General features: G+C 69.5%; 11 protein-coding genes. 8 read left to right on the top strand and 3 right to left on the bottom strand.

The annotated features are described in order from the left end of the window. Positions 1-2,850 carry a TonB-dependent receptor domain-containing protein gene (locus tag G4D83_RS05965; RefSeq protein ID WP_163863648.1) on the bottom strand — a complete coding sequence of 950 codons (2,850 nt, stop codon included), beginning with the start codon at positions 2,848-2,850 and terminating at the stop codon, positions 1-3. A gap of 181 nt (positions 2,851-3,031) precedes the next feature. Between G4D83_RS05965 and G4D83_RS05960 the strand changes: the two genes are divergently transcribed. Beyond that, positions 3,032-3,613 (top strand): Uma2 family endonuclease, encoded by a 582-nt coding sequence (locus tag G4D83_RS05960; RefSeq protein WP_163863646.1) that lies wholly within the window; start codon positions 3,032-3,034, stop codon positions 3,611-3,613. A gap of 3 nt (positions 3,614-3,616) precedes the next feature. Here G4D83_RS05960 and G4D83_RS05955 read toward each other — a convergent pair whose 3' ends face one another. Both G4D83_RS05955 and G4D83_RS05950 read right to left on the bottom strand, forming a co-directional pair. After that, positions 3,617-8,140 (bottom strand): AAA domain-containing protein, encoded by a 4,524-nt coding sequence (locus G4D83_RS05955; RefSeq protein ID WP_163863644.1) that lies wholly within the window; start codon positions 8,138-8,140, stop codon positions 3,617-3,619. A gap of 60 nt (positions 8,141-8,200) precedes the next feature. Beyond that, the gene (locus G4D83_RS05950) at positions 8,201-8,644 is read right to left on the bottom strand and encodes an HIT family protein (RefSeq protein WP_163863642.1); all 444 of its coding nucleotides are present in this window, start codon (positions 8,642-8,644) and stop codon (positions 8,201-8,203) included. A gap of 266 nt (positions 8,645-8,910) precedes the next feature. Here G4D83_RS05950 and G4D83_RS05945 point away from each other — a divergent pair, with 266 nt between their 5' ends. The 7 genes from G4D83_RS05945 to G4D83_RS05915 all read left to right on the top strand — a co-directional run bounded on the left by G4D83_RS05945 (position 8,911) and on the right by G4D83_RS05915 (position 22,996). After that, on the top strand, positions 8,911-10,575 hold the full coding sequence (locus tag G4D83_RS05945) for a carboxypeptidase-like regulatory domain-containing protein (protein ID WP_163863640.1): 1,665 nt from the start codon (positions 8,911-8,913) through the stop codon (positions 10,573-10,575). A 237-nt stretch (positions 10,576-10,812) separates the two neighbouring features. After that, positions 10,813-12,609: an Ig-like domain-containing domain gene (locus tag G4D83_RS05940; RefSeq protein WP_163863638.1), complete on the top strand. Its 1,797-nt coding sequence runs from the start codon at positions 10,813-10,815 to the stop codon at positions 12,607-12,609. A 155-nt stretch (positions 12,610-12,764) separates the two neighbouring features. Beyond that, positions 12,765-13,235, top strand: a complete 471-nt coding sequence (locus G4D83_RS05935) for a response regulator (RefSeq protein WP_163863636.1) — start codon at positions 12,765-12,767, stop codon at positions 13,233-13,235. 120 nt (positions 13,236-13,355) lie between these two features. Next, positions 13,356-17,162, top strand: coding sequence for an nSTAND1 domain-containing NTPase (locus G4D83_RS05930; protein ID WP_163863633.1), 3,807 nt, complete (start codon positions 13,356-13,358; stop codon positions 17,160-17,162). 197 nt (positions 17,163-17,359) lie between these two features. Further along, positions 17,360-18,340: an ADYC domain-containing protein gene (locus tag G4D83_RS05925; RefSeq protein WP_163863631.1), complete on the top strand. Its 981-nt coding sequence runs from the start codon at positions 17,360-17,362 to the stop codon at positions 18,338-18,340. Between the two features lie 197 nt (positions 18,341-18,537). Further along, positions 18,538-19,788, top strand: a complete 1,251-nt coding sequence (locus G4D83_RS05920) for an efflux RND transporter periplasmic adaptor subunit (RefSeq protein WP_163863629.1) — start codon at positions 18,538-18,540, stop codon at positions 19,786-19,788. Positions 19,789-19,828: 40 nt separating this feature from the next. Next, positions 19,829-22,996 carry an efflux RND transporter permease subunit gene (locus tag G4D83_RS05915; protein WP_163863627.1) on the top strand — a complete coding sequence of 1,056 codons (3,168 nt, stop codon included), beginning with the start codon at positions 19,829-19,831 and terminating at the stop codon, positions 22,994-22,996. The last annotated feature ends 4 nt before the right edge of the window (positions 22,997-23,000 follow it).

The following is a 23,000-nucleotide window of genomic DNA, read 5'->3' as shown; positions in this document are numbered from 1 at the left end:
TCAGAAGGTCCCCGTGAGCTGGAGGGTGAAGGTGCGTCCGTACTGGGGCACGGGGGCGATGGAATTCTCGTCCGACACGGGAATCTGGTAGTCGGAGTCGAGCAGGTTGTGGACGCCGGCGAAGTAGCGCAGCGGGCCGTAGTCACCGGAGAGGCCGAAGCCGACGAGCAGGGCCTCGCCGCTGTCCGCGCCGCCGGCGCCGGTGGGCCGAGCGCTCTGGTAGGTGGCCTGGGTGGCCAGCCGCATGTCGCCGTTGCCCACGGGCATCAGCAGTCGCCCGGAGACCAGGTGCGCGGGTGACGCGGAGGCCACCACGTCCGCGGCGTTGCGAAGCGTCACGTATGAGTAGCTCACGTCCACCAGCAGCCAGCGTCCCGGCTGCCAGTGCACGCCCGCCTCCGCGCCCCACGCCAGCGTGGTGCCGCCGTCGTTGACGAAGCGCAGACACGGAGAGCCGCCGCAATCCGCCGAGGGGGCGTCGTCCGTGCGCAGCTGCACCAGGCTGGAGATGCGGTTGTGGTAGCCGGCCACCGACAGGCGCAGCTCGTCCGTGAGGTCGTGCGAGTGCTCCAGCTCGAAGGTGGTGATGGTCTCCGGCTCCAGGGACGCGGGCGGCGCCTGGGTGATGCCGTCCGCGTAGTAGAGTTCGTAGACGTTGGGCGCGCGGAAGGCCCGGCCGGCGACCAGCTTGGTGAGGCCCGCGTCGTAGGGCCTCGCGATGATGGCCAGTCGCGGGGTGATGGGGGTGGTGTCCAGGTCCAGGTACTTGTCCAGACGCAGGCCCGCGGAGAGGCTCAGGCGCGGGTGCACCTTCCACTCGTCGAGCAGGTACGCGGACAGGAGCGTGCGCGCCTTCGTCTCCAGGGGGATGTCGCTCGCCGTCTGGCGCACGCTGAGCTGCCCTTGCGCCTCCACGCCGAGCGTGAGGCGGTTGCCCTCGAAGATGCCCACGCGCGCGCGAAGCTCGCCGCTGACCCAGTCCGCCGCGCCGCCCTCCTTGTTGGAGCCGCCGGCGCTCTCCGGGTACACATAGAGGCCCTCGTAGCGACTGAGGTCGAACGAGGCGCGCCCGGACAGGCTGAAGCGCTCGGTGAACTCACGCTCGTAGCGCGCTTCGACGAAGGCGCGCAGGTCCTCCACGGTGTTGCCCTCCGCGCCCGGCACGGTGCCGTAGGGGGCGGTGGGCAGCTCCTTCGAGCGGACGTTGAGCTGGCCCTGGAAGGAGAAGTCTCCCAGCCGGGCGCGCACGGAGGCGGTGGCGGCCCGCTCCGCGTCCAGCCCGGTGACGAGCAGGTCGCCCAGCGCGGGGTCCGCGCGTCGCAGCAGCGTGGTGTCCGCGCCGGAGGCCGTCAGCGCCGCGGCGCTCACCAGGATGGAGCGATTGCCGTCCTCCCAGGACGCGGTGGCGTGTCCGCGCGTGGTGTTCAGCGCGCCCACCGCGCCGGTGACTTCCAGGTGGTTGTCCGGGCCGAGCGACTCGCGGGGCACCACGTTGATGACGGCGAAGAAGGCGCCGGTGCCGTACAGGGCGCTGCCCGGGCCGCGCACGACTTCGATGCGCTCGACCTCCATCAGGTCCACGTTGAGGTCGTGGGCGGCGTAGCCCTGGCCGGCCCACACGTCGTTCATGGCGTGGCCGTCCCAGAGGATGAGGACGCGGGTGTTGAGGTCTCCGGGGGGCGAGAAGCCGCGCACGCCCAGGTACGTATAGGTCCGGTCGTCGGTGAGGTAGAAGCCGCGCACGCCGGCGAGCGCCTCCGCGAGGGTGCGCCAGCCGAACGCGCGCAGTTCCTCCTGGGTGAGCACGGTGGTGGAGGCGGGAGCGTCGTCCACGGCGACCAGGCTCTTGGACGCGGCGCGCACGGGCGGGGGCGCGTAGCGCAGCTCCGCGTGAATCTTCACTTCCTGGTCGGCCACGACGGTCACCTTCTGGCGCAGCGGACGCACCTCGCGGCTCTCCACCTCCAGCGCGTGCTCGCCCTCGGGCAGGGTGACGACGGTGGGAGTGAAGCCGGCGGGCTTGCCGTCCACGCGCACGGTGGCGCCGTCGCGGTTGGCGGTGACGACGAGCCGGCCGGAGGGACGGTCCTGGACGCGCAGGGCCACGGAGAGCGGGACGCTGCCGTCGGCGGGCACGTCCACCACGTACTGGCCGGGGGAGTAGCCGGGGGCGCGCACGTAGAGGATGCGCTGACCGGGAGGGAGGCGGGCGCGGCCGGGCAGCCTGGTGATGACGGGGCCGTTGGGGGCGTCGCGCACCTCGGCTCCCTCGGGGGTGCCGGTCAGTTCGACGCCGCCGGTGATGAGGAACAGGTCGAAGGTCTGCTCCGTCTCACGGCCGCGCGCCACGGTGACGGTGGCCTCGGTGGGACGGTAGCCGTCCTTCTTCACCATGATTTTGTGACGGCCGGGTGACAGCGCGAGCGTCTGTGGCGAGCGGCCCCGGCTGCCCAGGTCCATGCGGTCCACGTAGACGTCCGCGCCCTTGGGGACGGTGGTGACCTTGACGAGCGCCACCTTGGGGCGCAGTCGGTCCAACGAGCGCGAGACTTCCGAGGCGTCCTCCGTGGGCAGGTCCTCGGTGAGCAGGTCGTTGTAGTAGCGGTACGCCTCGTTGAACTTGCCCAGCGCCTCGAAGCAGCGGGCGATGTTGAAGAGCACGTTGCGGTTGGGCACCAGCCGGTAGCTGGTGAAGTAGGAGCGCAGGGCCTCGGTGTACTGGCCCTTGGCGTAGGCGTCGTTGCCCAGCTCGAAGGCGATGTCCGCCTCGTCGGCGTTGTTGTCCGCGTACGCGGGCACGGACAGGAGCAGGAGTGACAAGACGAGAAGGCCAGAGCGAGAAGGAAGCATGGGGCGGTGACATTCTTCCTTCTATGGAATGGCAGGTCCATGGGGGCCTTTGGGTGGGCCGCCGAATGTCAGACCCTCTGGGTAGGAAGGAGTGGACACGCGGTATGGGGTGGGGTTCCACTTCGGGGAGGTGGCGGGGATGTTGGAGGGGTGGGAAGTCAGAGGGGAGAGGAGCGAGGGAATGGGTGAGGGACCGAAGCGGCCGGCGACGTACGAGGACCTGCTCGCACTGCCGGAGAACATGGTCGGGCAGATAATCGACGGGGAGCTCATCGCCATGCCCCGGCCGGCGAGCCCGCATGCGAGAGCGAATTCCCGCCTTCAGGGCGAGCTCTACGGACCCTTCGAGCGGGGCCGGGGAGGGCCTGGAGGTTGGCTGTTGCTGGTGGAGCCGGAGCTGCACTTCGGTCAGGACGTGCTGGTGCCGGACCTGGCGGGCTGGCGTCGGGAGCGGATGCCGGAGATGCCGAACGCGCCGTACTTCACCCTGGCGCCGGACTGGGTCTGCGAGGTGCTCTCTCCGTCCACGGCGTCACTGGACCGGGTGCGGAAGAAGCGCATCTACGCCCGAGAAGGCGTGCGCCATGTCTGGCTGGTGGACCCCAAGGAGCGGACGCTGGAGGTGTTTCGCCTGGAGGGCGGCCGCTGGGTGGAGCTGGGCACGTATACAGGGGACGAGCGTGTGCGTGCCGAGCCCTTCGAGGCGGTGGAGCTGGAGCTGGGCATCCTGTGGCTTCCGGAGTCGACGCCGAAGACGCCCTGAAGCTCAGTGCATGACGCGCTTGCCGGAGGTCTCCGTGGCCTGCGCCGTCGCGGGCTGGCGCATGAGGAGGTCGCCCACCGTCTGGAGCACGTGGGTGGTGGCTCCTTCCGGGTCCCTGAAGAAGTGGGGCGTCCAGAGTCGGACGAGCTTCCAGCCCTGGCCTTCGAGCACGGCGGTGCGGAAGAGGTCCCACTCCACACGGTCGGCGGCCTTGGGGTAGCGCGTGCCGTCGCAGAGCAGGCCGACGGTGACGTCGCCCGGGACGGTGGGGTGGTGCAGGGCGAGGTCCACGCAGAAGCCGTCATTGCCCCAGTTCACGTCGGAGGACACGTGGTGGCGTCGCGCGAGGTGTGACGCCAGTGCGCGGGCGAACACGGAGTCCGCCTCGGTCTCCCGCTCGCGCACGACGAGTTCGCGCGGAGTGGAGGGCTCGGAGATGGGGAGCGCGTCGTCGCGAGTGGCCTCCGCGTGGGCGTGGGCGATGCGTTCAGCGAACTGGAGGTAGGCGAAGAGGAGCCAGCCTCCGTTGGGTTGGCGGCCGGACTCCACGGGCGGCAGGGCGGTGTACGCGTCGCGAGGAATGGAGGTGACCAGGTGCACCTGCTGGCGGGCGCGGGTGACGAGCACGTTGAGGCGCCGCCCTCCGCCCGCGCTGCCGAGCGGGCCGAAGCGTCGGTAGAAACGTCCCTGTCGGTCGGGCCCGTAGGTGGTGCTGATGATGAGGTGGTCTCGCTCGTCGCCCTGGACGTTCTCGAGGTTCTTGACGAAGAGGCCCTCGAAGGAGCCGGCGCCACGGCGGGTGCGAGCGGCGGCGAGCCGGGCGGCGAAGATGGAGTCCTCCGCGGACAGTTCATCGAGGACGTCGGTGATGGCGTCGCGCTGTGAGAGGTTGAAGCAGGCGATGCCGATGGAGGGAGGCTCGGGGCGGGCGAGCAGTTCCTTCACGAGCTGGCCCACGGCGCGGGCCTCGGTGAGATTCACCCGCTTCTCGTAGGTGCCGCCCACGGGGAGCAGGCTCAGGGGCGCGTGGGGTGCGCGGTGCGAGGGATGCGCGGGGATGGCCTGGAGCCGCTTGTCGTAGAAGTGCTCGTTGCTGAAGGCGATGAGGTCCGCATCCCGCGAGCGGTAGTGGACGTCGAGGTAGCACTGGTCGATGTCCAGATTGAGCGCGGCGGAGAGCAGGTCTTCCACCTCGGACTGCTGGTCCTCGAAGAGGCCCTGCTCCGTTTCAGCTTCGGTGTCCTGGCTCTGCACCACGGCGGACTCGAAGAAGCGGGTGGGCGGGAGTTGCTTCGGGTCTCCGGCGATGACGACGCGCCTGGCGCGGGTGAGGACGGGCAGGGCCTCCTCGAGTCGGCACTGGGAGGACTCGTCGAAGATGACGACATCGAAGATGGGGCGGCGCGGGAAGATTTGCGCCACCGTCTGGGGGCTGGCCATCCACACGGGGCGGGCGTCGAAGAGCGGGTCTCCGCCTTCGAGTTCGAGGCCGGTGGCGATGACCTGCCGCACGCGCATGGCGCGCTCGCCTCGGAGCATGAGGCGGCGGCGCAGCTCCGCGCCCTGGGTGTTGAGTCGTCCTCCGGTGCTGGCGAGCAGGCGCTCGCGCTGGCGCTGCGTCCACCGGTGGAGGATGGCGTCGCGGACGAGTCCGCGCTTCTTCTCCTCGAGCACGCGGTATCGGGCCTGGGTGGCCTGGGCGCGCTCGGCGTCGACGTGCTGGAGGGCGGGGTCTTCACGCAGGCGTGAGGACGCCTCCGCGGCGAGCGTGGCCTTGAGGACGGACGTCCATCCCGTGTCCGCGTCCACGCCCTGGCGTGCCAGGGCTTCCACCGCGGTCTCCAGCGTGGGCGGCATGCCGGACAGCAACGAGCGCAGGCGCAGCATTCCCTCCACGGTGGACAGACGTGCATGGAAAGCGGAGGTGATGGGGAGCAGTTGGGCGCCAGCGCGCAGCTCGCGCGAGCGGGTGGCGAGCCACGTCGAGGAGAGGAGTCCTGTTTCGGAGAGGCGCTTCTCCAGTTTCGCCACCGCCGCGCCTCGGGCGGGAGATTGACGGAGGGCCGTGAGCAGCGCGGCGCGAGCGGAGGCGTCTCCCGTCAGGGCCCGGCGCACGGCGTCGCGGCACGAGGCGAGCAGAGGCGTGTTGTCCAGCGTGCCCAGTACGTCGAAGAGGGCGCTGTGAGTGCGCAGGTCCCGCGACAGCAGCTCATCGGGAAGGCTCGCGAAGGTGGAGAGGCCTCCGGCGGAGCTCGGAGCCTCACCGGGGTAGGTCAGGCCCACGGCCGAGCTCTGCGTCCTGGTGGAAATCGGAGCCAGCGTGGAGCGGTGGAACTCGCTCAGCAGCGCGCGGGCACGAGCGCCAGTGAGGAATCGACTGACACGGTCAGCGGCGGCGGCACCCAGCGTGAGGCCGAACTGCTGGAGCACCTTGCGAGCGCCCGCCTTCCGAGCAAAGCAGAAGAAGGCGTACCACTTGCTGGCGATGCCCAGATACGCGCCCAGCGTGGCGAGCGCCGTGGACAGCGCGCCCAGTGACTGGGGCTGCTCACGCTGAATCAACGCGAGTTCCGTATCGAGTGGCCCCTCGGAGAGCACCTTCACCTGGGGCGCGAGCCCATCGAGCTGGGCCTTCGCGGTCCGCACGGCGTCCGTGGAAGCGACGCTCCAGCGCGCGAGCGCTTCAGGGCTCGCGGTCTCCAGCAACGGAGCAAGCTGCCCGGCGAAGTGGGCGCGAGCGGTGCCCTCGGCTTCGGGCTCCGCGCCAAAGGAGGGGATGTTCGGGGATGCGAGGGAGTCGGCGTCACGGGCCGCGTCGACCGTGGTGCTCAGGCGCTCGCGCCAGGTGGCCAGCGGCGTGGCGAGGTACGTGGCCAGGTCCACGCCCAGGGCTTCGCGCCAGGGATTGTCCGGGTAGCCTTCCTTGAGCGCGCGCTCCAGGACTTCGCGTGTCTCGCGCTCGCGCGGGATGACATCACCCAGCCGCGCGGAGGCGAGGGACGACGTGGCGGGACTGAGCGCGGCGGGAGTCTCCAGGGAGAGCCACTGGCCCACCAACTCGTGGAAGGAGGGAGCGGTGCCGCCGGCGGGGCGCTCGGAGAGGGCGCGCTCGGCGGTGCTGAGCTCGTCGTGGAGGGTTTGGATCTCCTCGTCCACGCTGGACAGCTCCTTCGTCACGGCGGCGTGGGTCCGCGCTTCGGGCAGGGTGTCGAGCTGTTCGCGGATGCCCATATAGAGGTCCCGCTGATCTCTCTGTGCGTCGTGCACGACGGCGCACAGATTGCCCAGGCCCAGGTGGTCCAGCCGGTGCTTCACGACGTCGAGCGCCGTGCGTTTGTCGCAGACGAACAGCACCCGCTCACCTCGGGCGAGGTGGTCGCCGATGGCATTGGCGATGGTCTGCGACTTGCCGGTGCCAGGAGGCCCATGGATGACGAGCCCTCGACGGCTGCGCGCCAGTCGCACCGCACGGGCCTGACAAGGGTCCGCGATGGTGACGAGCCGTTCCTCGGCGGCGAGCTTGAGCCCCTCCAGGTTCCGCTCACCGCCGCCCGAGTGAGCGACCTGCCCGAGCGACACATCCACTCGCAGGAAGCTCTCCAGCGGACCGGAGATGGGCTCGCCGTCCACGAGCGCGCGCATGTCATCCACGAGGCTCTGATTCGACAACGGATACAAGCCGAGCACGGCGCTGGGGATGATGGAGGCCGTGGCGCCTTCCTCGTCCGAGCGGGGCACGGGAGCCAGGAGCGTCTCGGGCGAGAAGGTCGCTGGAGCAGGCAGCTCCAACGCCTTGGAGACGAGGGCCGCCAGTTCGTTGACCTCGCGCCAGGGGTCTACACCCTCCTCATCGGCGAACAGCTCGCCGAAGCGCTCCCCCGTCTGTTGTTCGAGCCACGCGAGCAACGCGGTGTTGGGTGCGACGCGGTCCACGCCTTCTTCGGCGCCTTCCAGCTCGACCGCCGTCGCGCGTCCCTTCTTCACGGTGATGCGCACGGGGACGAAGGCGATGGGCGCGAGGATGCGCCGGGTGCCGAAGCCGCGCTTGTCCTTGGTGCTCGGGGGCAGGTGCAGCAAGGGGAAGCCGACGTGGAGGACATGCGCGCCGGTGTCCTGCTCGAAGATGCGGGCGTCCTCGACGATGGCCGCGAGCTTGCGCAGCAGGGCCTGTTGTTCCTCCTCGGCTCGCGTCGACGTTGAGACTGTTTCATCGTCGTCGGCCTCGAGTTCCACGCGAGGCGCGCGCATGTCGTCCGCGCTGGCCCGAGTGCCTTCGAGTGACGTCGAGAGTCCGGACGAGCCCGACTTGGGGAGCGGCTTCACGGTGAGCCGGGCCGAGGCCTTGTCTCCGAGCAGCGCGGCCAGCACCGCGTGAGGTGGAGTGCCGTCCAGTCGGCTCAGCACGGAGAGGTCCAGGCGCTGGCGACTGTGGTGGGGGCGGCAGTTGAGGCTGGGTCCGGACGCGAGCGCGGCGTAGAGCCGCTCGAGCATCTTCGCGAGGACGCGGCTGCGGGACTCGGACGACACGGCGGTACCTCTCTCCAGGGGAGGGAGGTCGCTGTCTACCATGGGGCCTGGAGGGTGACCTCAGTCCGCCAGTGCGGCGGCGAGCGAGCGAGCGGCGGCCTCCAGCGCCTCCGAGGGGAGATGATCCACCGGGGCCGCGTCGAACACCGCGCGGCCCCACAGTCGCCGCGGAGTCTCCCGGAAGCGCGGCACCAGGTGCAGGTGGCAGTGGCGGAGCACGTCGCCGATGGCGAAGGCGTATGCGTGCTCGGCGCCCAGCACCTCGCGTTGGGCGCGCATCACCCGAGCGGCGAACCCACCCAGCTCCCGCGCCGTGGCGTCATCCAACTCGTACCAGGCACGTGCATGTTGCTCGCTGGAGATGACGACCCAGCCGGGAACGGGACTGGGGCCCGCGACGCCATGCAGCACCAGCCCTGGAGCCCGGGCCAGGATGCCCCCCACGGGGCGGTGCTCGCCGCGTGTGATGGCACAGCCGAGACACGGCTCATTCACATCCACCATGGGGCCACCGTAGCAGTCGTTTTTCGCCAGGGCAGGGCGCTCTGAAGACGCATCGCGCAAGGGAGGGTCTCGTCAGACCCTCTGGAAACTAAGAGAATGGGAGGGGTGTGTTGTGATCGCCCCAGGGCGTGGTGTTCGCGGTTTGGGGCGAGGGGGAGTGCGACTGTCGCCTGCTTGACGTGAAGGGGCCGGGTCGGAGAGTGTCCGCCCCACGCTCTTTCATGGTTGGGGGCGTGAGAGCTCAAGCAAATCTTTTCAAGGTGGGGATGATGAAGAAGCATCTGGTCATGGCCGTGGTGCCGTTCTTGGCGCTGGGGTGCGGTGATGATTTCAAGGACGAGAACGGTGACGGCATCGCCGACGGTATCCGTGAGCCGGACAGCGTGACGGTGGTGACGCCCGCGACGCCGAAGGGGACGGTGTCGGGCCAGGTGTTGAGCACGGACCTGAAGCCGCTCGCCGAGGCCTCGGTGGAAATCACCATCGGCAGCTCCGCGGATCCGCTCGCTGGGACGACGGATGCGAAGGGCAACTTCGAGTTCAAGGACGTCCCGGCCGGCTCCCAGGTGCTGCTGACCTTCACCAAGGCGGGCTATGCCACGCTGCGGGCCACGTCGACGATTCCGTCGTCGGCGGGCAACGTGCCCATCAACAACGCGAACGTGAGCTTCGGCCCCGTGACGCTGACGCGACTCGACGGCTCGCTGCGCTTCCTGCTGGTGACGCCGCAGGGCCGTCCCGCGGCGAACGTGCGCGCGACGCTCGAGGCCTCGCCCGCGGGCACCATCATCCTGGCGAACAACGACAGCACCACGCGCGTGGTGAGCACGGTGGTCGTCGAGGCGACGTCCGACGACCAGGGCGCGCTGGTGTTCCAGGGCATCCCGGCCGCGCAGGAACTGGCGCGCCTGAACCAGGGCCAGTACCGGCTGTGGGTGTCCGCGGTGGACTCCAACAGTGACGGCGTGCCGGAGACCAACGGCTACGTGAGCAGCTACTTCGCCAGCGACGTGGTGGCCTCTGGGACCACGCGCCTCATCAACCTGCCCAACTCGCGGCCGACGAACGCGACGCTGACCGTCGAGGGCAGCAACGTGGCGATGCTGCGGGGTGCCGCGGATCCGCATCCGCTGCGCAACATGGTGCGGCCGGGCGAGCCCATCTACCTGTACTTCAACCACCCCGTGCAGCCGAGCTCCTTGCTGGTGCGTCTGACGGACGAGTACGCCAAGGAGGCGCTGCCCGTCACCGTGGCTCTGGGCAATGGTGGCTACAGCGCCACTGTCACGCCGGGCAACGGCGTGGTGCAGACGGGCAAGGAGTACAACCTGGACCTGCGCGCTGTCTCCGCGGAGACCGGCAACCTCTACTCCCGCACCGGCTTCTTCTTCGGTGGCGAGACCGGCACCGTGACGCCGGTGACCATCGCGGAGGCGCGTTATCAGGAGACGTCGTTGACGGCGCCCACCTCGCAGCAGCTCAACACGGGTGAGCTCGTCTACATCAACTTCAGCTCCCCCCTCTTCACTCCGCCCGTGTTCGCTGACGGTTCGAAGGTGCAGGTCTTCTTCAACGTCGACATCGACAACAACGGGACCGTGGGTCGTGGGTCGTTTGGCGAAGTGGGCAACTACAGTGGTCAGGGTTTCGTGCTGAGCATCAACGAGCCCACGGCTCCCTACCAGACTCGTGTGCAGCAGCCCGAGTTGCCTGTCTTCCCCATCACCACCTCGGGGTACAGCACCCGTTACTCGTTCGTCTACTCTGGCGTGGGAATCATCCCGAGCACCACGTCGATGCAGGTCGCGTTCTCGAAGCTGGCGGAGCGTGGTGTCACCGAGACCTACCAGAGCATCTGGGGCCAGCCGCTCACCGTGGACCTGACGGTCAATAGCATCGCGACCCAGCCGGTTCCGGTGCCTGCTCCGTAACATCCGACAGGGCTTGAGCCCTTCGACATTGCTTCAATGAATCATGACCGCGCCTCCGTGAGCTTGCTCACGGAGGCGTTGGTGTTTCTGGGTCCAAATCCTGGTGCGTAGACGCGAGTCCATGTTCCGGGATACGCATTCCTGGCGCTCCACACCCAGGCGCGCACCTGCTTCCTGGCATGAGGGGCTTTCGGCGCCTGCCTTGAGCTGGAACAGGGCTTGCCACGGCTTCACACCATGTCCCTTTCCTTTCTTCGCGTCTCTTTCATCTTCCTGGGGCTCATGGCGGGAGCCTGCATCGACATTCCTGAAGTCCAACCCGTCGCTGAAGACACGGACGCAGGGCCTGTCGCGCCAGGAGATGCCTCGACGCCCGATTCAGGTGTGCCCTCTCTGCAGTTGGTGCTCGTCACGTCGAGGACCGCCACGAATGGTTCCCTCGGTGTGTCGGTTGAGTTGAATGGCCCCACTCCAGAGTTGGTGGAGCTGTTGGTCGATGGCGAGAGCGTGGCGACGCTCCTCCCCCCGTACATGAAGCAGTTGGATACCCAAGGCCTCGCGGAGGGACAACACGTGCTGCACATTCGCGCGACTCTTGGTTCCAAGGTGTTTCTTAGCGCGCCGCAACCGCTCACCGTGGACCGGTCTGCTCCGTCATGGGTTTCGCGCACTCCTTCGACAGGTGCTGCCTTGGTTCCCGTGAATCATGTGGTCCAGGCCGTCTTCTCGGAGCGGTTGGATTCGGCGACCGTCCATTCGACTTCCGTTCGGATGTTCGCGGGCGCGAACATCATCGCCGCGGACGTGTCCCTCTCCGTCGATGGAACGACGGTGACCGTGAGTCCGCTTTCACGTCCTCCACTCGATGTGCTCGTGAAGGTGATGTTCGCTGACTCGGTGACGGACGTGGCGGGCAACTCAGTGCCGGCCGGGGAGGCGTGGAGTTGGTCCCTGCCTGGCTTCTTGCCGCTCGGCGATTTCTTGTTCACGGAGTCGAGGACAGACACGTCAGCGCTCTATGAGGCGCTCCAGTTGGACACTGCTGGACGGCCGGTCGTGGCCTGGGTCGATGAGCTCCGAAACGGGGTGTACGTGCGCCGGTGGACCGGAGAGACCTGGGAGTTGTTGGGAGCCGGGTTGCGCACGGACTCTCCCTCTCAGCTTCCTACGGGCCTTGCCCTTGCATTGGATGCCAACGATGAGCCCGTCGTGGCCTGGAGCGAATTTCACGGCTCGGTGGTCTATGTGCATCGTTGGAACGGAACAGGTTGGGAAGCCATGGGTGCGCCCGTTCCAAGCCCACTCAATCCCTGGAGTGTCGCCCTGGGTAGGAGCGCGGCAGGGCAGTGGTATCTGGGCTTCGCCTCGGGGAACTTTGAGGGATCTCAGCTCTTGGTCTGGAGATGGGAGAGCGACCACTGGTCTCAGTTGGGAGCGGCGCTCAAGGTGGTCCCGACAGCGTCGATGATAGGGCCGCGCATGGACTTTCGTGGTGCGCAGGGCCCTCTCGTGAGGTGGACCGAGTGGAGCACCACGGGAGATGATTGGGGATACATGCGACGGTGGCAGGCGGGAAGCTGGCAGGCCATTCCCCTTCCTTCCCAGAATCCCGGGGGTGTATGGGGGTTGGATGCCTTGGAGCGTCCCCTCAACCTCCTGGCTTCTTCTGGGGATGAGGTCCGGCTTCGCGCATGGGATGGATTGGATTGGGTTCAGCTTGGGGCACCGATGGCGGGCCGCTTCGCGGGAGCGACGCAGGTTGCCGCCTTGGGATTGTCCTTGGACCCGGCAGGAAACCCGGTGGTCCTGTTGCGAGAGGCGGAAGTCCCGGAGCAGGCAGAGTCGTTTTATGTCCGCCGCTTGCGTGATGGGGCCTGGGAGGATTGGGGAGGGCTGCTCCGGCCCCTTCCTGAGGGAGCCCGAAGCAAGTATCCCTTGTTCGCGGTCATGCCTTCGGGCCGCGTCCTCATGGTTCGGGCCGAATCCACCGCGCCGAACGTGTGGCCCATCCGGGTCTACATCTCCAACGAGTGAGCTGATCCGCGTGCCTGTGCGGTGGTGATGTGTCCCCCACCGTTCTCCATTGAACGGTGGGCAGGGGGTTCCCGAGTCGCGGTGGGGTGGGCGCCAGGGTGGATGCGTGCATAGATTGTCCACCGCTGTTCCCCTACACACGAGGCGCCTGTTCCATGACGCGCACGGCCACCCCCACTTCCGAAGAGCTGGTGCCGGGCACAAGCCCGGACGCGTCCCAGGGGGGACGCAGGCGGGTCCTGGTCGTCGATGACTTCGACGATGCCCGCGAGATGTATGCGGAGTATCTGGAGTTCGTCGGCTTCGAGGTGGATACCGCCCGCGATGGCATGGAGGCGGTGGAGAAGGCCCAGTCGAACGAGCCGGACATCATCCTCATGGACCTGTCCCTGCCCGTCATGGACGGCTGGGAAGCCACCCGGCGCATCAAGCAGGACCTGCGTACTCGCGACATCCCAGTGATGGCCCTGACGGGACACGTCCTCGCCGGCAACGCGGAGCACGCACGTGAAGCCGGCGCCGACGAGTTCGTCGCCAAGCCGTGCCTGCCTCAGGACCTGGAAAACAAGATCCGCAACATGCTCAAGCCGAGCAAGGCGCGTAAGCGGGAAGGCCAGGAGGGCTGAGTCCGTAGCGAAGGGTGAATGCCCACCACCTGACACTTCCCAGAGCCCCTCTACCGCGCCCGGAGGTGTTCCACGCCGGGGAGGGTTGCCGTTCCCAGCGGGGATGCATACGCCCTCCTGGTGGGAATCCCTGCAGCCTCGCCGCCAGACGCGTGGGCGCCGCCCCTGGAGTTCGACGAGTACCGAATCGTGCGGCCCATCGGTCGAGGGCGGACCGGCCGCGTGTACCTGGCCCAGGACACGCTCCTCGAACGCCCGGTGGCGGTGAAGTTCATCCCCTCGCTCGGCCCCAATGCCCTGGCCCGCTTCCTCGTCGAGGCCCGTGCCGCCGCGCGCATCCAGCACCCCAATGTCGTCACGCTCTACCGGGTGGGACAGCTCGACGAGCAGCCCTACCTCGTCTCGGAGTTCATCCGGGGCGTGAGCCTGGACCGGTTGGTGAAGCCCCTGCGCTGGGAGCGCGTGCTCACCATCGGCCGGGATTTGGCTAGGGGCCTGAGCGCCGCCCACCGTCGAGGCGTGCTCCACCGCGATATCAAACCCGGCAACGCCGTGCTCACCGAGAGCGGCGCCGTGAAGCTGCTCGACTTCGGGCTCGCCAAGCTCCTGGACAGCGCCGCCGGCCCGGACGACGCCGCGCCGCCCCGGAACGCTCCCCCGCCAGAACTGCCGGCGGACCTGGACCCGGAGGCCAACCCGCACTTCTCCGCGCGCTCGCTGGACGGTGTCTTCCTGCCCTCGCTGCCGCAGGGCGCGCTGGTGGGCACGCCCTACTACATGTCCCCCGAGGCCTGGGCGGGCGAGGACCTGACGGCGCGCAGCGACGTGTACTCGCTGGGCGTCGTCCTCTACGAGCTGTGCGTCGGCCGCGGGCCCTTCCGCGACGTCGTCTGGCGCGAGCTGCCCCACGTGGTCCGCACCCAGGACGCGCTGCCCCTGGCCACCGTCGCGCCCCATGTCGACGCCACCTTCGCCGGGGTCATCGACCGGTGCCTGCGTCGCGAGCCCTCCGAGCGCTTCGGCTCCGCCGCGCTGCTGCTGGAGGCGCTCGAGGCCCTGTCGCGCGAGGACGCCCCCACGCACGTGCCCGAGGGCAATCCCTACCGGGGCCTGCGTGCCTTCGAAGCCGAGCACCGCGCCCTCTTCTTCGGCCGTCGCCGCGAGTGCCGCGCCGTCCTGGAGCGGCTGCGCTCCGAGTCCTTCCTGCTCATCACCGGTGACTCCGGCGTGGGCAAGTCCTCCCTCTGTCTGGCCGGCATCCTCCCCTCCGTGGCCGAAGGCGGACTGGAGGACGGGCGGCGCTGGCACTCCGTCCGACTGGTGCCGGGCCGCAAGCCCGTCGCCGCCCTCGCCGCGGCGCTCGCGCCTCTCCTGTCGATGGAAGAGGAGCCGCTGGCCGAGGCACTCCGCTCGGAGCCCTCGGGCCTGGTGCGCAGGCTCCGGGCCCGCCTGGGCGCGCGCGAGGGCCTGCTCGTCTACGTGGATCAACTCGAGGAACTGGCGACCCTGGCCGAGCCCCTCGAAGCTGCGCTGGCGGGACAGGCCCTGGGCGGGCTCGCGGAAGGCGCCAGTGGCGTGCGCCTGCTGGCCTCCAGTCGCAGCGACTTCCTCACCCGGCTCACCTCCGTGCCGGGCCTGGGCGCGGAAGTCCCTCGCGCGCTGTACCTGCTGCGCGCGCTCACCGCCGAGGAGACCCGGGAGGCCGTCACCGGCCCCGCGCGCGTGAAGGGCGTGCGCTTCGAGTCGGAGGCGCTGGTGGACTCGCTCGTCACGGCCGCGGCCGAGGGCGGGCTCCCGCTGCTCCAGTTCGCGCTCGCGGAGCTGTGGGAGGCTCGCGACGCGAAGGCGCAGGTGATTACCCAGGCCGCGCTGGACTCGCTGGGCGGCGTGGCGGGCGCGCTGGCGAAACACGCGGACGCCGCGGTGGAGCGGCTCCTGCCAGACCAGCGCGTCGCGGCGAGAGGCGTGCTGCTGCGGCTCGTCACCGCCGACGGCACCCGCGCGCGCAAGACGGACCGGGAGCTCGCGGGAGAGGACGTGCGCTATCGCGCCGCGCTGGAGGCACTCGTCCGGGCCCGGCTGCTGGTGGCGCGCGAGGCGCCGGAAGGAACGTCCTACGAGCTCGCCCACGAGGCGCTGCTGTCCGGTTGGAACTCCCTGGCGCGCTGGCTCGCGGAGGCCGCCGAGCGCCGGGAGGTGCAGGCCCTGCTGGAGACCGCCGCCGCGCACTGGGAGAAGCTGAACCACTCGCGCGAGCTGCTGTGGGGGCCGCGCCAGCTCGCCGAGGCGGCGGTGCTGGACTCGGGCGAGCTGACGCGCCGCGAGCAGGACTTCCTGCGCGCCTCGCGACGCACGCTCGTGCGCAGCCGGGGCGTGCGACATGCGCTGACCGTGGGCTTCATCCTGTCGCTGGGCCTGGTCTACGGCGGCCTGAAGCTGCGCGAGCGCTGGAGCCTGGAGCGTCAGGTGCGCGCCGAACTGGACGAAGCCCAGCACTCCCTGGAGACGGTGGTGGAGACGAAGGACCTGCTCCACTCCGAGCGCGCCGAGGCCTTCCGTCTCTATGGCAGCGGCCAGAAGCCCGACGCGGACCGGCTGTGGAGCAAGAGCGTGGCCCGGGCCGCGCAACTGCGGCACCGCTTCGACGGAGTCTCCGGTCGACTGGAGCGGGCCCTGGCCCTGGCGCCGGAGCGACCGGACGTTCGCGACGCGCTCGCGGACTTCCTCTTCGAGCGGGCCCTGTGGGCCGAGCAGGAAGGCGAAGTCTCGGCGCTGCCCACGCTCCTGCAACGCCTGCGGCTCTATGACTCGCGGGGCGAGCGCTGGACGCGGTGGACCGCGCCCGCGCGCCTCACCCTGGACGTCGCCGCGCACGACGTCGAGGTGGAGCTGCGTCCGTTGATGCGCGATGCGCTCGGCGACGAGCAGCCAGGTGCTCCGCTGCCGCTGGAGTCGGAGCCGTGGATGGACGTCTCCGTCCCGCCCGGGCTCTACCAGCTCACGTTGCGCGCGCCGGACCACGAGCCGGTGACGCAGCCCTTGTTGCTGAGACGCGGAGAGGCTCGGCGGCTGGAGCTTCGGCTGCCTCGCGTGGGTGCGATTCCCACGGACTACGTCTTCGTGCCGCCGGGAGAGGTGCGCTTCGGCAGCGCCGCAGATGCGAGCGTCCGCGAGTTCTTCAACGCGGTGCCGCAGCACGCGGTGCAGGTGCCCGGCTTCCTCATCGCGCGCCATGAGGTGACGTATGCCGACTGGCTCGCCTTCCTGGAGTCGATGTCTGTCGAGCCGCGCGCCTCGCACCGGCCCCACGTGGGCACGGGCGGGTACGCGGGACACCTCTCGCTCGACCAGGTGGACGGGGTCTGGCGGCTGCGCTTCCAGCCCGGCAACGTGCCATACGAGGCGCGCGCGGGAGAGCCCGTGCGCTATGCGAATCGCACGCGGCGGGGCGAGCAGGACTGGCGCCGCTTCCCGGTGAGCGGCATCTCCTTCGCGGACGCGGAGAAGTACGTGTCGTGGCTGTCGTTCAGCGACCGGGTGCCGGGCGCGAGGTTGTGCTCGGAGCTGGAGTGGGAGCGCGCGGCGCGCGGCGTGGACGGACGCGAGTTCCCTCATGGCGACCGGCTGGGCGCGGACGACGCCAACATCGACGCCACGTACGGCAAGCAGCCGGGAGGCTTCGGCCCGGACGAGGTGGGCAGTCACCCCGCGTCGCGCAGTCCCTTCGGCGTGGACGACATGGCCGGCAATGTCTGGGAGTGGACGCGCTCATGGCTGGAGCCAGGCCGTGCGGTGGCGCGCGGTGGGAGCTTCTCCTTCGCGGCGACCTCCGCGCGCGCGACGAACCGGGAGCTGCCAGAGCCCTCGCTGCGCGACGTGACGATGGGCCTGCGCGTGTGCGCGGACCTGCCCTCGCCCGCACCCTGAGGGATGCTCGCTCGCACGCAGAGGGAGCATCCCAGCTACCGGACGTTGGAACCGCCCGACTGTCCAAGCGTGCTTGCACGCTGGCTCCCCGCGGACGATGCGTGTGTCGTTCGGTCATCACTCCGGCTTGCGAGCGGGCAGGCTCCTGCGAACCTTGAGTCCAGTCGGAGTCGGGCGGGGTCGGGGAGGTACGGGGCATGGTGGCGTGGCGGATGGTGGGGGCGATGGTCATCGCCTGCGGGCTGGTGGGGTGTGGGAACTCGGTGGATGAGGGCGCACAGGACACGCTGGGAACCCAGGTGGCCGAGCTGTCCTCTCCAAACGGGCGCAACCTGAATGGACGCAATCTCAACGGGCGCAATCTCAACGGAGACGAGCTGGGGCAGATGCTGGTGGCGGTGCGCTTCGCGGGCGTCGAGCGCGCGGACCCGGGCGCTCCCTCACTGATGCGGACGTGGCTGGACGGCAGCGTGTTCCGCGCCGATGCGCAGGACGGCTCGGTGCTGTCCGGCGTGGACTTCGTGGGCGCGCGCTTCGTCGGTGAGCTGGGCAGTGGCGACACCGTCGCGCTGCGCGTGGACGACATCCAGCCGGGGAGCGACGACGTCTGGACCTACCGCGTCTCGTACTACTCGCTGGCGGACAACACGTGGAAGCCCGCGTGTCAGGCCGCGGATGGCTCCGCGCTCAACGCCATTCCGATGGTGGGGCGCTGGGACTACCGCGAGGGGGTCGCGGGCGGCGGCGCGAAAATCGAGGACACGCAGACCTTCACCTTCGCGTGCGAGGGCGCGGCCATCGCCAAGTGCGTGCGCTTCGGCTACCGCCCGTGGGCCACCACGACGACGGGACACAGCATGGCGCCGCTGCACCAGGCCTGCACCCGCATGGTGCGCGCGGACTTCTGTGGCAACGGCACCTCGTACACGGTGGATGGGAACTGGGTGAACCTGTACGACGCCTCGGGCGTGCAGCACGACTCCGAGAGCTGGGCCGTGGAGGCGGAGTGGGACGCCGAGGGCGCCCGCTGCCGTGCGCCGACGACTCGGGCGGGTGCGCGGGAAATCACGTGTGCCTCGCGCTCGTCGCTTCCGACGTGTGGCCAGCAGCAGAACTTCCTGCTCGGCACGCTGCTGATGAGCGAAGTCCCGCCGGCGGTGGCGCAAGGGCCGCTGTAGTCGAGCGCCTGGTGGGCCTGGCTGCCCATCCAGGGCGTGAGCGGGCGGCCTGCCTCTGTCTCCTGGGGCGAGGAGCAGAGGCGTGCGACTTCCGGCGGCAAGGGGCCGACACCACGTTTAGCCCGCCCGCCGGGGGCAGGGGAGGGACCGGCGGAGGACGGAGACGCGCGGTGAGACGAGCCCAACGGACGAGACGGATGGCGGCTGGCGGGACGTGGGGCCTGCTGCTGGCGGCGGCTTGCGTGGTGGCCGGGTGCAAGAAGGGCTCGGGAGAGCCGGCACCGCCCGCGGAGCCCGTGGTGAACCTGGGGCAGGAGAACGTGGCGCTCGCGGAGCCGAGCGAGCTGCGCTCCGGCCCTGGCATCTCCGGAACGCTCCAAGCCCGCACCGCGGCGGCGGTGCGCGCGCAGGTGGGCGGCACGGTCCTCGACATCAAGGCCCAGCAGGGGCAGGTGGTGAAGAAGGGGCAGGAGCTCGCGCGCATCGACGATGCGACGTTGAGGGACCAGCTCATCGCCACCCGCACGGCGGTTTCGACGGCGCGCAATGCCTTGCGGGTGGCCGAGGCCGAGCAGGAGCGCAGCGCGAAGCTGGCCAAGGCGGGGGTCATCACCCAGCGCGACTTCGAGCGGGCGCAGTTGTCGGTGGCGCAGGCGAAGGGGCAGCTCGCGGAGGCGCACTCGCGTCAGACGCTGGCGCGGGAGCAGCTCGGACGCACGCGGGTGGTGGCGCCCTTCGCGGGCGTGGTGAGCGAGCGGCAGGCGAGCGTGGGCGACGTCGTGCAACCGGGCTCCCCATTGTTCACGGTGGTGGACCCGCGCACGCTGCGCCTGGAGGCGTCGGTGCCGGCGGCGAACCTGGACCAGGTGAAGGTCCAGACGCCGGTGGAGTTCAAGGTCACCGGCTACGGAGACAACTCCTTCACCGGACAGGTGGAGCGCATCAACCCGGTGGTGGACCCGAACACGGGGCAGGTGCGCATCTACGTGGCGATTCCGAACACGGACCTCCAGCTCCTCGCGGGGTTGTTCGCCGAGGGCCGCGTGGCCGCGAAGGCCGTGCGAGCGCTGTCCATCCCGCTGGGCGCGGTGGATGACACCGAGGGCAAGCCCGGGGTGATGCGCGTGCGAGACGAGCGGGTGGAGCATGTGCCCATCACGCTGGGACTGCGAGACGACGTCGAGCAGCGCGTCGAGGTGCGCCAGGGACTCCAGCAGGGCGACGTGGTGCTCCTCGGCTCCGCGCGCGACGAAGTGACGGATGGCTCCCGTGTGAAGGTGGACGCGCCCCGTCCGGGAGAGCAGCCGACGCGCGACGAGGGGCCCGGAGTCGGCGGCGGAGGCTCCGCACCCTCCTCACGTCAGGGCCCCGAAGGCACCTCCGTGCCGGCACGTCCCGCACCTTCATCGAGCGAAGCCTCGGAGGGCGCGCCGCCGCCGGCGCCCTGAGTTCGCCCTCGTCCCTTCGACTCCTTCCGGGAGAGCCCTCGTGTTCATCTCCGACTTCGCCATCAAGCGTCCCATCGTGACCATCACCGCGATGGTGACGCTGGTCATCTTCGGCATCGTCGCCTTGTGGCAACTGGAGACCGATGAGTTCCCGGATGTCCAGGCTCCGGTCATCGCCGTCAGCATCGTCTACCCAGGCGCCGCACCGGACACCGTGGAGCGCGAAATCGTCGAGCCGATTGAAGACGCCATCTTCGCCATCAGCGGCGTGGACCCGAAGGAGACGACGGCCACCGCCACCGACGGCCTGGCCACCTTCACGGTGTTCTTCGAGTTCGAGAAGGACATCCAGGAGGCATCGCAGGACATCCGCGACGCCATCTCCAGCAAGCGCGCCGACCTGCCTCGGGAGATGGAGGAGCCCGTCCTCACGCGATTCGACCCGGCGGACGCGCCCATCGTCTCGTTGACGTTGACCTCGGAGCGGCTCGATGTCGCCGCGTTGTCCCGCGTGGCGGACCCGCTGGTCGTGGGTGAGCTCCGCTCGGTGCCCGGCGTCGCGCAGGCGGACGTCGTCGGTGGCGTGGAGCGGGAGATGACGGTGCAGCTCAAGCCGGAGGCGCTGCAGGCCGCGCGCATCTCCCTGGCGGAGGTCGTCACGGCCCTCCAGGCGCAGAACCTGGCCGCGCCGGTGGGACGCATCAACTCGAAGTTCGAGGAGGAATCCATCCGCCTCAAGGGGCGCCTGGAGAGCCCCGAGGCGTTTCGCGACATGGTGGTCACCACGCGCAACGGCCAGGTCATCCGGCTGGGGCAGGTGGCGGACGTCTTCGTGGGCTCCGAGGAGCCTCGCACGCTGGCCCTCTACGACGGTGCGCAGGCGGTGGGCATCGACGTGCTGAAGACGAAGGGCTACAGCACCACCGAGGTCGCGGACGCCGTGCGTGAGCGCGTGGCGGCGCTGCAGCAGAAGCTCCCGGCCGACGTGAAGCTGGCCATCGTCCGCGACGCGGGCGTGCGCGTGGAGAGCGCGGTGGAGAACGTGCAGTCGGCGCTGGTGGAAGGCGCGCTGCTCACCGTGCTGGTGGTGTTCATCTTCCTCAACTCGTGGCGCTCCACCGTCATCACCGGGCTCGCGTTGCCGGTGAGCGCGCTGGCGGCGTTCATCAGCGTCTGGGCCTTCGGCTTCACGCTCAACACGATGTCGTTGCTCGGCCTGACACTGGCCATCGGCATCCTCATCGACGATGCCATCGTGGTGCGCGAGAACATCGTGCGCCATATCGAGATGGGGAAGGACCACTACACGGCGTCGAAGGAAGGAACGTCGGAGATTGGCCTCGCGGTGTCGGCGACCACGTTCTCCATCGTCGCCGTCTTCGTGCCAGTGGCTTTCATGTATGGCGTTGCCGGCCAGTGGTTCAAGCCCTTCGCCCTCACCATCGCCTGCGCGGTGCTGGTGTCGCTGTTCGTATCCTTCTCGCTGGACCCGATGCTGAGCGCGTACTGGGCGGACCCGCAGGTGGAGAAGGGCGCGCGGCAGGGCTTCATCTCCCGCACCCTGTCCCGCTTCAACACGTGGTTCGACCGACAGGCGGACCGCTACAAGGGCGTCATCGCCTGGGCGTTGGACCACAGGCTCGCCATGGTGCTCGTCGCGGTAGGCTCGCTCGTGGGCGCCCTGGTGCTCCAGGGGACGGTGGGTGGCGCGGGCTTCGTGCCCGTGAGTGACCGCTCGGAGGTAGAGCTGCTGGTGGAGACGCCACCGGGCTCCAGCCTGGAGTACACGCGGCGCAAGGTGGAGGAGGTGACCCGCGTCGCCCGAGCCCACCCGGAGGTCGCCTATACGTACAGCACCATCGGCGTGCCGTTGCCGATGAGCGCGCCCGGCGTGGACCAGGCGCTGGTGTACGTGCGGCTCACGCCCAAGGCGGACCGCGACGTGAGCCAGGACGCGCTGGGCAGCAGGCTCCGCAAGGAGCTGGCGAGCGTGGGCGGCGCGAAGGTGTCTGTCTTCACGTCGGGCTTTGGCGGCGCGATGAAGCAGATTCAGCTCGAGGTGCGTGGGCCGGACCAGAAGAAGCTCACCGAGCTCGCGCAGCAGGTGCAGCGAGAGGTGGCGCAGGTGCCCGGCGCGGTGGATGTGGGGCTCTCCACGCGAGGCCAGAAGCCGGAGCTGGAGGTGGACCTGAACCGGGGGCTCGCGGGTCAGCTCGGGGTGACGGTGGGACAGGTGGCCCAGGTGCTGCGGCCGGCCTTCGCGGGCCTGGACGTGGGGGACTGGGTGGACCCGATTGGAGAGACTCGTGACGTCATGGTGCGACTGGCGCCCGAGTCGCGCGACAACGCGGACGACCTGGCGCGGATTCCCCTGCTGACGGGCGCGGCGCCAGGAGGCGCGCCTCAACTCGTGCCGCTCGGACAGGTGGCGGATATCCGTCAGGCGCTCGGCCCCGCGCAAATCACGCACCTCAACCGCGAGCGCGTCATCAACGTGCAGGCGAACGTGCAGGACCGCTCGTTGACGGAGGTGATGCGAGACATCCAGAAGCGGGTGGACGCGGTGCAGCTCCCCGCGGGCTACACGCTGACGACAGGCGGCGAGTCCGCGGACCAGGAGGAGGTGTTCTCGCGGGTGTTCCTCGCGCTGGGCGTCGCGGTGCTGCTGATGTACCTCATCCTCGTCATCCAGTTCGGCTCGTTCCTGGACCCGCTGGCCATCCTCATCTCACTGCCGCTGTCCCTCATCGGCGTGGTGCTGGCGCTGCTCGTCACCGGAGACACGCTCAACATCATGAGCCTCATCGGCGTCATCCTGCTGATGGGCATCGTCGCGAAGAACGCCATCCTGCTCATCGACTTCGCGAAGTGGTCTCACGAGAAGGGCATGCCCTTGCGCGAGGCGCTCATCGAGGCGGGCCGCATCCGCTTGCGTCCCATCATCATGACGACCTTCGCGCTGGTGGCGGGCATGATTCCCGTGGCCATCGGCGCGGGTGAGGGCGGCGACTTCCGCGCACCGCTGGGCCGCGCGGTGATTGGCGGCACGATTACGTCCACGCTGCTGACGCTGCTGGTGATTCCGACGGTGTACGAAATCCTGGTGGATGGGCGGACGTGGATGGGCCGCAAGCTGCGCAAGGTCTTCCACCTCCGCGCGCCCGGAGGAGGCGAGCCCCGGCCCGCGCCCCAGTCCCGACAGAAGTGATACC

This window comes from Myxococcus eversor, from assembly GCF_010894455.1.
GTDB lineage: Bacteria > Myxococcota > Myxococcia > Myxococcales > Myxococcaceae > Myxococcus > Myxococcus eversor.
Note: the sequence above shows the minus strand (reverse complement) of the source record. Positions and strands in the feature narration are given on the sequence as shown.